Below are 12,370 nucleotides of genomic sequence, written 5' to 3'. Positions count from 1 at the left end.
CTGCACTTATAAATTTGCAACGTGGTTACAAAAACGAATTCCCAGATTCAAAGGCCCAAAAAGGCTTGGCGTGGTATTGCTAAAACAGCGTTGCTGTTGCTGGCAGGCATGCTTTGGCAGTTGGTGGCTATGGCTCAATGTATACTCAGCATTGCCGGCACTGTAACCGATGAAGACACGAAGCAACCTTTGTCGGCGGCTACCATCACCATCATCGAAACCGGCGAAAAAGGGGTGACGGATGCTGAGGGTCGTTTTCTGCTCAAAGGTATTTGCCCCGGCAACTACACTGTGAAAGTAACCCACAACCAATGCCGCCCGGTACAAATGCATGTGCATGTGCAAAAAGATGTGCAGCTGAGTTTTGTAATGCCCCATACAGTAAATGAACTGCAGGAAGTAACCGTGGTGGCGGCGGCCAATACCAAATCCGGAGCCATTGGCGCAGAGCTGAAGGGAAAAGAAATGGATGCCACAAGAGGGCAATCATTGGCAGAAGCATTGCAACGATTGAGTGGCGTAACCATGCTACAAACGGGCACTAATATTGCCAAGCCGGTAATACATGGCCTGCACAGCAACCGGGTGCTGATGCTTAACAATGGCATTCGTCAGGAGGGCCAGCAGTGGGGTAGCGAACATGCACCGGAGATAGATCCGTTTATTGCCAACAGATTAACCGTTATTAAAGGCGCCAGTACGCTGCGCTACGGGGCAGATGCCATTGGTGGTGTAGTGTTGGTAGAGCCCAAACTGCTGCGATATCAGCCCGGTATCGGGGGTGAAATTTCTACTGGTTTTTTCAGCAATAACCGACAGGCATTTATGTCGGGCATGATAGAGGGCAATGCCAAAAAACATCCTGCTTTTTCGTGGCGGGTGCAAGGCACGTTCAAGCGGGGCGGCAATGCCCGAACGCCTAATTATTGGTTGGCCAACTCCGGCATGCAGGAAATGAATTTTTCTACTGCCGCTGGTTGGAAAAAACCAAATAAAGGACTGGAGTTGTTTTACAGCCAGTTCAATACCAAACTCGGAATTTTCTCTGGAGCACATATTGGCAACGTAACAGACTTGATGAACATCATCAACAACGGGCAACCGCCGGCATATGTTACCGATGCTCCGTTTACTTACAACATCGACAGGCCGAATCAGCAAATACAACACCATTTGGCCAAGGCCAAAGCCTTTGTAAAAACGGGGACCAACAGCCGGTTGAATGCTATTGTTTCTTATCAATACAACTGGCGGAGAGAATACGATATCAAACGCTTTAGCAGCAGTAGTAATGCACCACAATTAGACATTAGTTTGCAAACAGTAGGAGCCGACGTAGTATGGGATCATTATGCAGGAAAGCAAATTCGTGGCTCGGTGGGGGTGCAATCATCTTACCAACTGAATAGCTATTCACAAAGGTTTTTTATACCTAACTATCAGGCGATTAACGCTGGCGTATTTGCGATTGAAAAATACAGTCACAAACAATTTGCTGCAGAGTTGGGTGTACGATACGATGTTCGCAGCATCTTCGACATCAACCGTAATAACGGCCGCACTTATTACGATAGAAACTATGGTAGCCTGAGTGCCAATGGCGGCGCCAGCTATCACTTGAATGACTGGCTCACAGCAGCCATCAACCTGAGTACTGCATGGCGGGCGCCACAGGTAAATGAACTATACAGCGATGGCTTGCATCATGGTTCAGCCCGCATTGAAAAAGGTAATCCGAATCTCAATCCGGAACGGGCCAACAGTGTGATGCTGTCGCTGAATGTACAGCGCAAAAACTGGCAGGCAGAAGTGGTTTGGTACCACAAGCAAATCAACGATTTCATTTTTCTGCGACCTACTTTTCCGCCACAGCTTACCATTCGTGGTGCATTCCCCACGTTCTTGTACGATCAAACAAATGCTCGTATCAGTGGAGTTGATTTTTCATCGCAATATGCATTCAATAGTCATATTGCATGGCAGTTAAAAGCATCATTTGTAAGAGCTTTTGATAAAAAGGCAAACGACTGGATTATTCAAATGCCTGCCGACCGGTTCGAGAATGCATTGACTTATCAGTTTGCAGATGGCAAGCGTTGGAAAGATCCGTTTATCAAATTGCAATGGCAATGGGTGCTGGAGCAAACAAGGGTGCCGGCTACCGGCGATATAGAAGTTACGCTACCCAATGGCAGCAAACAAATGGCCAGCGATTATGCGGCGCCACCGGCTGCCTATCATTTGCTGGGCATGGAAGCAGGCATTACGCAAACCATTGGCAAAAAGCCGGTGAAGTGGTTGCTCACAGGTAGCAATTTGCTCAACACGGTGTACCGCGATTACATGAATGCTTTCAGGTATTATGCCGATGAAATGGGCATCAACATTGCTTTTAAAGTGCAGGTGCCCATAGGTAAATAAGTTTCCAATTTTCAAATCCAAATAAGAACAAAAAAGCTATGAAGAAGTATCAGAAAATGCTGCTCGGCCTGGTAGTTGTTGCAAGCATAGCTACAGGTTGTAAGAAGAACAAAGAAGAGTTGAATGAAGAGGAGTTGATTACAACAGTACAACTCAAGTTTACAGAAACAGGAACTACTAACGTAAGCACATTTACGTTTAGAGATATAGATGGCGATGGTGGTAATGCACCAACTGCTTTCGACAACATTGTGCTGGCTCCCGGTAAAACCTACGACATGGCCATTGAGCTGAAAGATGAATCAAAAACGCCAGCCGTTGATATTACCGATGAAGTAAAAGAAGAAGGAGACGAGCATCAGTTCTATTTTGTTGTATCTGCAGCCAACGTCACCATTTCCAATTTAAACAATGATGCAAATGGTTTGCCCTTGGGTACTACCGCACGTTGGGTAACAGGTGATGCAAGTACAGGTACTGTAAAAGTGGTATTGAAGCACAAGCCTGGTGGTATCAAGGCTGCCGGCGACCCAATCACCAAAGGTGAAACAGATATCGAATTGAATTTTAACATTCGGGTTCAATAATTCAATGAGACATCAAGGTAGTAAGAAAGGCTGTTCTGCTTATTGCAGAGCAGCCTTTCTTATAGCATATAGTTGAGTAAATCTGCTGCAGTATTTGCAGTAGCATTGTTATCAAACTGTTGCGGAAACCATTGAACAAGTTGCTGAATACAACGTCGGATATCTGGTAATGGAGGGTGCATTTGCAAATGGGCATCACCTGCAGACTTCGATATCTTTTCGCCCGTTTCACTCTGCATCAATGGGTGATGAAGAAAACGACATTGTAGAAATGCATCCAATTGTAGCAGCGATGCGATGTGCAATTGCAAAGCAGTAGACGATAATAAATCTTCACCCCGTACAATGCAGTTGATGCCGAAATGCACATCGTCGGCTAAGGATGCAATGTGATAGGCGGGTAGTCCATTGCTGCGTTTCACTATGGGTGCATGCTGCACTTCGTTCAGTTGTATACTTACATTGCTCAACGCTTCATCATGCCATTGAATATTGGTGTTGTCGGGTATATGCAATCGCCATGCAGCTTGGGGTGTATGCTGCGGCAGTTTTTGTTGAAAGCATTTGCACTGATGTTTTGCTATTTGTTGCCGGCTGCAAGTGCAGGCATATAAATGGCCGGTTTGCCACAGTTGTTGCAGGTATATTTCGTACATCGGCAGGCGCAGCTGTTGCGACCATTGAGTGTGACATTCTTGCGCATTTGTCGGCCCTGTTTGATAGCTTATGCCAGTGGCTTGCAATACTTCAAAAATGTAGTTCAGGTAGGCTTCACGAAAACGTTCATTGTCGAGGTCGTCAATGCGCAGCAGGAGTTCGCCATTGGCTTTTTGTACCAGCAGCCAGGTGTATAAAAAAGCGGCGATGTTGCCTTCGTGTAAGAAGCCGCTGGGTGTGGGTGCTATTCTGCTGCGAAGCATCACGTGTTTGTATTTATTCTTTTACTTCAGCTTCCAATACAGATAGTAATCCATTTACCGGCGCATCTTCTCGTAGCTCCCAAAACATGATGCCACCCAATCCGTATTTTTTCATGTAAGCCACTTTTGCTTGAATGGATTGTGGATCGTCGGTGGTGGCAAAGAGTTGTTTTTCGGCATTGTAAAAATGCGTGGCTTTTGCTGTGTCGTCCCAATAAGCAGTGAAGCCTTGTGCCGGTGTAAGTTTCTCCTGAAAATGTTTGTAAGAAACGCCTGCAGTATGTTGACCGCTTTGGTCGAGGCCATTGTTGGTAGCAGCTACATTAGCCCATACCCGGCTGTAAAAAGCAGCACCAATTACCAGTTTGTTTGCCGGTACACCCAGCTTAAGCAATTGTTGTACGCAGTTGTCGGTCGATTCTTTTTGTGATGGCCGGCTATACAATGCTGTGTGGTGACCGGTGACTTTGCTATAGCCGTTGATGAGGTCATAGGTCATCAAATTGATGCGGTTAACCAATGGCGTAACTGCGGCCCAATCCACCGATTGCTCAATGAATTTATCGAAGCCACCCGCTGCAAAACTCAGTTCGTATTTGTTGCCCATCGTTTTCCGTAATCGCTGAATGAGATCCGTAAAATTTGCTTTGTCATCAGCGCTGTACGGATGGCCGGGTGGGCCTGGAATAGTGGGATATTCCCAATCCAAATCAATGCCATCTGTTTGGGTGGTTTGCAAAATTTGCAGTACGGAGTTGGCAAATGCCTGCCGGTTTTCTGCCGTAGCAAATACGGGAGAGCAAGTAGCACAACCGCCCCATCCACCCAGCGAAATCAACACTTTCATGGATGGGTTGCGTTTGTTTTTGAGGGCCACAATCTGAAGCAAATCTTGCTTTCGCTGCTCATTGTCGAAAGCCAGTTCATTGCCTTTGAGGTGCAAAAAACTAAAAATGAGCTGAGTGAGTTTTTCAATGGGATATGCTGACAATGCTTTGCCATCGCCACTATAGTAGCCAATGATATCGTAATGTTTGGCAGGTTGTGCGTAGCTGCAATGGATGGCCAAAAGAGCCGCCAACATCAGGAGTGTTTTTTTCATAAGCCTCTCGGGTTATGCTAACAATACTACTGACTTCTTTGCTAAGAATTTTTCGGAATATCGGCAGACAGGTATGTAAACTGCCCGGGGTGTTGTTGCAACACACATTGCACCAGTCCATCTGCAATGGCGCTGGCCTTAATGGCTTTGTAATGCCGGAGCGAACCCATCATCAGCGGATGCATGAGTTTGGTAAATGCCAAACCAAACTTTTCCATCGGTCGGCTTTCCTGTCTTGAGCCGTCAATGATAGAAGGACGTAGTATGTGTAATGAAGTGAAGCCAATTTTTTTCAGGTCTTCTTCCATATCGCCTTTTACACGTGTATAAAAAAACGGTGAAGAAGGCGAAGCGGACATAGAAGAAACCACAGCCATGCAACTGCAACCACGTGCATGCAGTTGTGTAGCCAGTTGTACAGGCAAGGTTCTGTCCACTTCAATAAATGCTGCTTTGCTGCCAGCTTTCTTAATGGTGGTGCCAATGCAGCAGATGAAGGCATCAACAGTTGGCAATGTATCTGGCAGTGCCTGCAGTTGAAACTGCTGCAATTTGTGGTGCGTTACAGGCGATGGCCTTCTGCCAAACACGATGACTGAAGTAACAGCATCATGTTGCAGCAACCTTTCGAGGGTAAGCTGCCCGGTAAGACCGGTGGCGCCCAATAACGCTACAATCATTTTTTACTCTTTTGAAAATACTTCAACAAGCGTACTTCTTTTTCTGAGAGGTAACGCCATTTGCCGCGGTCTACATTTTTCTTGGTGAGGTTGGCAAACATCACCCGGTCGAGGTTTTTTACATCGTAGCCGAGGTGCTCAAACATGCGGCGTACAATTCGGTTGCGGCCACTGTGAATTTCTACACCAATCACCGATTTATCGGATGGGTCGGCGTAGGCAGCAGAGTCGGCAGCAATGGGGCCATCCTCTAATGTCATGCCTTGTACCAGTTGGTCAAGGTCGGCCTTTGTCATGGGTTTATCCAGCTTGGCTTCGTATATTTTTTTGATCTCAAATTTTGGATGGGTGAGCTGCTGTGCCAGATCTCCGTCGTTGGTGAGCAGCATAACGCCCGTTGTATTTCTGTCGAGCCGGCCTACGGGATACACCCGCTCTGTGGTAGCCGTTTTTATAATGTCCATCACTGTTTTGCGGCCTTTATCGTCGCTGGCAGTGGTAATGAAATCTTTGGGTTTGTTCAGTAAAATGTACACCAGGTTTTTTATGCGTTGTACTTTTTTACCATTGGCAATAATGATATCGTCGGGCTGCACTTTGTAGGCGGGTTCCAGTACCACTTGCCCGTTCACTTTCACCTTGCCTTCTTTTACCATTATAGCAGCATCGCGGCGGCTGCAAATGCCACCATGAGCCAGGTATTTATTGAGGGGCATCTGATCTTCCAAAGGCACGGCGCTGTTATTTGATGCGGCCCCGATTTTCAACTCAGGCTTTATGCCTTTGCTGTCTACAGCTTTTTTGTCCACCGTTTTTTTAGCAGCCACCGGCCCTTTCTTTTCAAAGGCATCCACAGGAATGCTGCCCTTTTTTTGTTGTGCTTTTTTGGCTTTAAAAAAAGCGGCGGTTTCTTGTTTGGCCTGACGTTTGTCTTGCCTGTAAGCCTCTTTCTTTTTGGCCCCGGTTATTTCTTTCTTCGAAAATTTATCAAAATTACCCATGGATGCTGCTTTTGTGCAGTGCTGCAAAGATGCTTCTATTGTGGCCAGCAAACAAACATGGCTTTGGCCAGCCATGGTAAGGGTATGGTAAAACAACAGCCGGCTGCATTATGCAGCCGGCTGTAATAAAGGAAACGTTACTGTTTACTTGGCAGCGGTCGGACCATTGCGCATGCCTTCATGATGACGATGCATGCCCTTGCCGCCTTTGTGCATGCCCGGCTTTGGCCCTTGCTGACGCAGTTCTTTCCACTGCTTCAGTTGGTCGGCGTTTAAAATGCTTGCCATGGCTTGTTCATGTTCAGCTTTAATTTTATCCATGCTGGCTTTGCGTTCTTCGCGGCTCAGTTTGTCGTTTTTCAGCACTGCATCCATTTTTGTTTTTACCGTTGTATGGCTGGCTTTCACTTTGGCTACCTGCTCTGTGCTGAGTTGTAGTTTGTCGGCCATTTTGGCCAGGTATTGCGCTTGCATTTCACCCGCTTTGGCACGGGCCTTGGCACGTTTGTCGGCCAGTTGTTTTTTCTGATCGGCTGTCAGCAGTTTGTCTACCGCTTCTTTGTGTTTTTTCAGCAAGGCTTCGCGGCGGTCGCGTTGTTCTTTTACCGTAATGCTTTCATTGCGGTTGAGGGCTTGCATTTGCTGGCGCAATTCATCTTGCAGCTTTTGCATAGCCACTTTTTGTTCCGGCGTCAGGTCAATGTCTTTCATCATTTCCATACCTGCTTTGCCGCCCGGGCCTTTGCCGGGCTTGCCAGCGGGGTGTGGTGGTTGAGCTATGGCCACTATGGCTACAAAGAAGGGAAGCATCAGGAGCATTGTCTTTTTCATGGTATTGTTTTTTTGTGTGTTATAATCAAGAGACAATACAATGACCAGCGCCTATCCCTAACGTTTAAGGTATTAACCATAATTAACCGCCGATAACAAACGCGGTCGCCCCGGTAAGAGGCGACCGCTTGGTCTATGGAAAAGGCTGTTGTAATTACAATGCAGCCAGTTGCACTTTCTGCGTCAATTCGAGTACGTTTTCTTTGAAAACGCTGTCGGTGTCCATCAGGTCTTTTACCGTTTGGCAGCTGTGAATAACAGTAGTATGGTCGCGGCCACCAAAATGCTCCCCAATGGTTTTGAGTGAGTTTTTGGTAAAAGCTTTGGCGAGATACATGGTAATCTGACGAGCCTGCACAATTTCCCGTTTCCGGGTTTTTTGCTGCAGTTTTTCGTATGGCACATCAAAGTATTCGCATACCATCTTCTGAATATTTTCGATGGTAATTTCTTTGCTGCTGGTTTTGATGTGGTTGCGCAATACTTTCTTCGCCAGTTCCAAATCAATTTCGCGTTTATTGAGCGATGATTGAGCCAACAGGCTAATCAACGCACCTTCGAGTTCACGAATGTTGGTATTGATATTATAGGCGAGATACTTTACTACTTCACGTGGCATGTCAAGGCCATCGTTTTTCATTTTGCGTTCCAGAATTTCAATGCGGGTTTCGTAGTCCGGCATTTGCAAATCGGCGCTGAGGCCCCAACGGAAACGGCTCAGCAAACGCTCCTGCAAACCATCGAGGTCTTTGGGGGCTTTGTCTGATGTAAGTACCAGCTGCTTGCCACTCTGGTGCAGGTGGTTGAAGATGGCAAAGAAAGCATCCTGAGATTTTTCGGCACGGGCAAAAAACTGCACGTCGTCAATAATCAGGATATCGATGAGTTGATAAAAATGAATGAAGTCGTTGATAGCGTTGTTACGGCTATGATCCTGAAACTGGTTGATAAACTTTTCGCTGCTTACATACAACACTACTTTATTAGGGTGTTGCTTTTTTACTTCGTTGCCAATGGCCTGCGCCAAATGCGTTTTACCCAAACCAACGCCACCATAAATAACGAGTGGGTTGAATGAGTTGGCGCCGGGCTTGTCGGCTACGGTTTTGCCGGCACGACGAGCCACACGGTTACAATCGCCTTCAATAAAACTTTCGAAGGTGTAAGTAGGATTCAGTTGTGGATCAATCTGAATCTTTTTGAGGCCGGGAATCACGAATGGATTCTTTACAGGATTTGTCGTCACCAGTGGAAAGTCCATTACATTGTTATTATACAATTTGATGTTGTTGGTCGGCAGGTCTACCGTTTGTGGTTGGTGTGAGCTATTGCCACTGTCCACCATGATGCGGTATTCCAATCTTGCTTCTTTGCCAAGTTCACGTTTGAGTGTTTTTGCAAGCAGGTTTACATAGTGTTCTTCAATATATTCATAAAAGAACTGGCTTGGTACCTGAATGGTGAGAACTTTATTTTTGAGTGATACGGGAGTGATGGGTTCGAACCAGGTTTTGAAATGTTGCCAATCAACGATGTCCTTTATTATTTCCAGACAATTTTGCCAAACTATTTCGCAAGTCTTCGTCATTTCTTCGGATAGCAATTTGTAGAGTTACTAAGAATCCTTTGTTGGTGGTTCACATATTTACAGTATACTGTTCTGCATGACTGTGAATAAGTGAGGATAAAGCGAATATCAACTCTTTCTGTTGAAAAAAAAATTTTTTAGATGTCAGTTTTTTTCGCAATGGAGATCGATTTGCTTCCAAAAAACTTTTTCTTATTTGTGTCAGAAAAAACGTAATCTAAGCGACCCAAAATAAGGCCGCCAAAACCCACCTGATTGATGAGTACATCGCTGCCTTGTTTGTTTTTTACCAGCTCAGGTTCAGCCATAAACGTATGTGTATGTCCGCCTATTATCAGGTCGATATACTGTGTTTCTGCTGCTAATATTTTATCGCTTACTTTTTTGCTGCCTCTGTAATCGTAGCCCAGGTGGCTCAGGCAAATAATCATGTCGCACTTTTCTTTGCGCTTCAGCAAGTCTGCAGTTTCGTTGGCTTTTACAATCGGGTCCTGATAAATGGTTTTGCCATATAAATTTTCAGGCACCAAACCTTCCAGTTCAATGCCTACGCCAAATACACCAATTTTCAATCTTCCTTTCTTGAATATTTTATAAGGCAGCGCCTTGTATTCCATGGCGGTACCGGTGAAATCGTAGTTGCTGACGAGCACTGGAAAAGCAGCATGCTGTAGTTGAGTAGCAAAATTGTCGAGGCCGGCATCAAAGTCGTGGTTGCCCATGGTGCAGGCATCGTATTGCATGGCGGCCATGGCTTTAATCTCGGGTTCGCCTTTGTACAGGTTGAAATAGGGTGTACCCTGAAAAATATCGCCGGCATCGAGCAGCAGCACATGTTCGTGCTGGCTGCGTATTTCATTAATCACAGCAGCACGACTGGCCACGCCGCCCAATCCCTGGTTGCGGCCACCATCCATTGGAAAAGGATCGATGCGGCTGTGCACATCATTGGTGTGCAAAATCACCAGCTGTTGTGTGGCATTGTCTTCGGCCATGCTCCAGTTGGGCAGCAGCAGGCTACCGGCAGCCAGCGTCGATTGTGTCAAAAAATGTCTTCTATTCATAACAGCCGAAAGGGGTTGAGCAAAAATTAGAGAATGTTGACACGCTTGCCAGCAGGTATGTCCAGCTTTTTACCGGCAGCCGTCAGGCTTTTTACATAATCAATCAAGGCATCGCGTTGCAAATAGCCTTTGTTGATTTGCTTCAGTTTGGTAAGCATGCTGCAGTCATCGCCACCATTGGCTACATAATCGCTGAGGGCTACGGTGTATTGTTTGTTGGGTTGCAATGCTGCATCAGCAATGCGTACATCCACCGCTTGTTTGTTTTGAATGTTGTAGCTGCCGCCGCTAATGGGCCAGCCACCACGGCCAGCTACATGATTGAGCAACTGCTGCAATTCTGTACCACTCATAGTCACCAATACCATCAGGTTATCAAAGGGCATCAGTTCGTAAATCGTGCCCACGGTAATGTTGCCCTTTTGCATGGCAGGCGAACGAATGCCACCAAAGTTCATCAAGGCAATGTCTACGGGCTGTTGAAATACTTTTTTTGATTCACTCAAAAAAGCATCGGTCATGAAGTAGCCGAGGGTATTGTCGCTTTGCTTTTTTTCGAGGGTGCTGGTGAGTTCGCCAATCACCGCCGTCATGGTGCTGTTGATTTGCTGCGCATAGGGCGCCATCAGCTGCTGTACGCTGCTGTCTTTTTTCCCGGGTTTGATGTCGTATCGGGTGTAGGCCATTTGGCCCGCCTGATAATAGGAGGGGGCACAGCTTTGCCAGCCTAATGCCAGTATCAAAAAATAGCGGAACAGTGGTTTCATAAGAGCCTGCAAAAATGCAGTGCAAATCAATAGGGATAGCTGATTCCGGTTTGTTTTCTCAATAAAAAATAGAAAATAAAAAATGCCCGTAGTTTTGGCGCCAAACTTTCCATTACAACAGGCCCGTTTTTTTGATAGCTGTCAAAGAACTTGCCCAAAAATTTCAACATTTCATGTCTTACGAACTGACTGGCAAAATTGCCGCCATTTATCCTGTAATGCAGCGCAGCGAAACTTTCAAAACCCGTGAATTTGTGGTAGAGAAAACAGAAGATATTGGCAGCCGAACCATCACTAACTACGCTAAGTTTCAATGTGTGCAGGATAAAACTGCATTGCTGGATAAATTTAAATTAGGTGAAGAAGTAAAAGTGCATTTCAACATCAAAGGCACCAAGTGGATGAAGGATGGTCGTGAAAATTACATCACCAACCTCGATGCCTGGCGTATTGAAGGCTTTGTGCAATCTGGCGCACAAGGTTCGGCTCCCGATCAGTTCATTGATCCGCCCACACCAGACATGGGTGCCGACGATTTGCCGTTCTAATTTCTCTCACCGTTTTTTAGGATAACTACCTAACACGAGTACATGCAACAGCTCCTCAACATGAAGGTGCTTCCTCAGGAAGCTGCCGATACACAACGCATTACCCAACTGATAGCTGCCGAAGCCGGTGTAAAGGTTTCGGCGGTTACGGGGTATTATATCCGCCGCCAATCTATTGATGCCCGCAGCAAAACTGTTTGGATGAACCTGCAGGTGCAGGCTTACATCAACGAACCTTTTCTGGAGCGGCCAGCATTGCACATTCAACATCACGATGTTCGCCATGCCGATAAACGCATGGTAATTGTTGGCGCCGGCCCCGCAGGCTTGTTTGCCGCCATGTGCTGTTTGGAGCATGGCATCAAACCCATTGTGCTCGAAAGGGGTAAAGATGTACGCAGCCGCCGCCGCGACCTGGCCGCCATGAACAAGCAGGGCGAAGTAAATGCAGAAAGTAATTATTGTTTTGGTGAAGGTGGTGCCGGCACCTACAGCGATGGTAAACTCTACACCCGCAGCACCAAGCGGGGCGATGTACACCGCATATTGCAACTGCTCGTAAATTATGGTGCTGATGAACGTATTTTATACGAAGCGCATCCGCATATTGGTACCAATAAATTGCCGCATATCATTACCGCCATACGTGAAACGATTGAAGCACATGGCGGCGAAGTTCATTTCAATAGCAAAGTGGTGAAGTTGCATATTGATGGTGATCGATTCACCGCAGTGCAAACGGCCAATGGCGATGTGATGAAAGCCGATCATTGTTTGTTGGCCACAGGTCATTCTGCCCGTGATGTTTTTCAAATGTTGCATCAGCAAGGCATTGCCATTGAAGCAAAGCCATTTGCATTG

The 12,370-nt window shown here is 46.3% G+C and carries 11 protein-coding genes and 1 pseudogene; 4 read left to right on the top strand and 8 right to left on the bottom strand.

The window, feature by feature from the left end:
• Positions 1-129: 129 nt before the first annotated feature.
• Both V7Q13_RS04705 and V7Q13_RS04700 read left to right on the top strand, forming a co-directional pair.
• On the top strand, positions 130-2,421 hold the full coding sequence (locus V7Q13_RS04705; RefSeq protein ID WP_333799525.1) for a TonB-dependent receptor: 2,292 nt from the start codon (positions 130-132) through the stop codon (positions 2,419-2,421).
• 38 nt (positions 2,422-2,459) lie between these two features.
• Positions 2,460-3,008: a hypothetical protein gene (locus V7Q13_RS04700; protein WP_333799524.1), complete on the top strand. Its 549-nt coding sequence runs from the start codon at positions 2,460-2,462 to the stop codon at positions 3,006-3,008.
• A gap of 59 nt (positions 3,009-3,067) precedes the next feature.
• On the opposite strand, the gene V7Q13_RS04695 is transcribed toward V7Q13_RS04700, so the two are convergent.
• The 8 genes from V7Q13_RS04695 to V7Q13_RS04660 form a co-directional block, all read right to left on the bottom strand.
• Positions 3,068-3,928: a glutamate--tRNA ligase family protein gene (locus V7Q13_RS04695; protein ID WP_333799523.1), complete on the bottom strand. Its 861-nt coding sequence runs from the start codon at positions 3,926-3,928 to the stop codon at positions 3,068-3,070.
• Positions 3,929-3,941: 13 nt separating this feature from the next.
• On the bottom strand, positions 3,942-5,030 hold the full coding sequence (locus V7Q13_RS04690) for a glycoside hydrolase family 18 protein (RefSeq protein WP_333799522.1): 1,089 nt from the start codon (positions 5,028-5,030) through the stop codon (positions 3,942-3,944).
• Between the two features lie 41 nt (positions 5,031-5,071).
• The gene (locus tag V7Q13_RS04685; RefSeq protein WP_333799521.1) at positions 5,072-5,710 is read right to left on the bottom strand and encodes a hypothetical protein; all 639 of its coding nucleotides are present in this window, start codon (positions 5,708-5,710) and stop codon (positions 5,072-5,074) included.
• Positions 5,707-6,711, bottom strand: a complete 1,005-nt coding sequence (locus tag V7Q13_RS04680; protein WP_333799520.1) for a pseudouridine synthase — start codon at positions 6,709-6,711, stop codon at positions 5,707-5,709. Before V7Q13_RS04680 ends, V7Q13_RS04685 begins: the two co-directional genes overlap by 4 nt.
• 144 nt (positions 6,712-6,855) lie before the next feature.
• Positions 6,856-7,542 (bottom strand): hypothetical protein, encoded by a 687-nt coding sequence (locus V7Q13_RS04675; protein WP_333799519.1) that lies wholly within the window; start codon positions 7,540-7,542, stop codon positions 6,856-6,858.
• 154 nt (positions 7,543-7,696) lie between these two features.
• Positions 7,697-9,130, bottom strand: a complete 1,434-nt coding sequence (gene dnaA, locus V7Q13_RS04670; protein WP_333799518.1) for a chromosomal replication initiator protein DnaA — start codon at positions 9,128-9,130, stop codon at positions 7,697-7,699.
• Positions 9,131-9,267: 137 nt separating this feature from the next.
• The gene (locus tag V7Q13_RS04665) at positions 9,268-10,194 is read right to left on the bottom strand and encodes a bifunctional metallophosphatase/5'-nucleotidase (RefSeq protein ID WP_333799517.1); all 927 of its coding nucleotides are present in this window, start codon (positions 10,192-10,194) and stop codon (positions 9,268-9,270) included.
• A 26-nt stretch (positions 10,195-10,220) separates the two neighbouring features.
• Positions 10,221-10,961: a 5'-nucleotidase C-terminal domain-containing protein gene (locus V7Q13_RS04660; RefSeq protein ID WP_333799516.1), complete on the bottom strand. Its 741-nt coding sequence runs from the start codon at positions 10,959-10,961 to the stop codon at positions 10,221-10,223.
• 173 nt (positions 10,962-11,134) lie between these two features.
• On the opposite strand from V7Q13_RS04660, the gene V7Q13_RS04655 reads away from it, so the two are divergent.
• A complete protein-coding gene (locus V7Q13_RS04655; RefSeq protein ID WP_333799515.1) occupies positions 11,135-11,509 on the top strand; it encodes a DUF3127 domain-containing protein in 375 nt (124 codons plus the stop codon).
• A 42-nt stretch (positions 11,510-11,551) separates the two neighbouring features.
• A pseudogene (locus V7Q13_RS17410) lies at positions 11,552-12,292 on the top strand (FAD-binding protein); the annotation flags it as partial.
• Between the last annotated feature and the right edge of the window lie 78 nt (positions 12,293-12,370).

Origin of the sequence: Phnomibacter sp., assembly GCF_036803085.1 — a bacterium.
Lineage (GTDB): Bacteria > Bacteroidota > Bacteroidia > Chitinophagales > Chitinophagaceae > Phnomibacter.
Note: the sequence above shows the minus strand (reverse complement) of the source record. Positions and strands in the feature narration are given on the sequence as shown.

Bases quoted from the DNA above. Each gene is read 5' to 3' on its own strand.
- V7Q13_RS04705 (WP_333799525.1), top strand. From the start codon at position 130: ATGGCTCAATGTATACTCAGCATTGCCGGCACTGTAACCGATGAAGAC.
- V7Q13_RS04700 (WP_333799524.1), top strand. From the start codon at position 2,460: ATGAAGAAGTATCAGAAAATGCTGCTCGGCCTGGTAGTTGTTGCAAGC.
- V7Q13_RS04695 (WP_333799523.1), bottom strand. From the start codon at position 3,928: ATGCTTCGCAGCAGAATAGCACCCACACCCAGCGGCTTCTTACACGAA.
- V7Q13_RS04690 (WP_333799522.1), bottom strand. From the start codon at position 5,030: ATGAAAAAAACACTCCTGATGTTGGCGGCTCTTTTGGCCATCCATTGC.
- V7Q13_RS04685 (WP_333799521.1), bottom strand. From the start codon at position 5,710: ATGATTGTAGCGTTATTGGGCGCCACCGGTCTTACCGGGCAGCTTACC.
- V7Q13_RS04680 (WP_333799520.1), bottom strand. From the start codon at position 6,711: ATGGGTAATTTTGATAAATTTTCGAAGAAAGAAATAACCGGGGCCAAA.
- V7Q13_RS04675 (WP_333799519.1), bottom strand. From the start codon at position 7,542: ATGAAAAAGACAATGCTCCTGATGCTTCCCTTCTTTGTAGCCATAGTG.
- dnaA (WP_333799518.1), bottom strand. From the start codon at position 9,130: ATGACGAAGACTTGCGAAATAGTTTGGCAAAATTGTCTGGAAATAATA.
- V7Q13_RS04665 (WP_333799517.1), bottom strand. From the start codon at position 10,194: ATGAATAGAAGACATTTTTTGACACAATCGACGCTGGCTGCCGGTAGC.
- V7Q13_RS04660 (WP_333799516.1), bottom strand. From the start codon at position 10,961: ATGAAACCACTGTTCCGCTATTTTTTGATACTGGCATTAGGCTGGCAA.
- V7Q13_RS04655 (WP_333799515.1), top strand. From the start codon at position 11,135: ATGTCTTACGAACTGACTGGCAAAATTGCCGCCATTTATCCTGTAATG.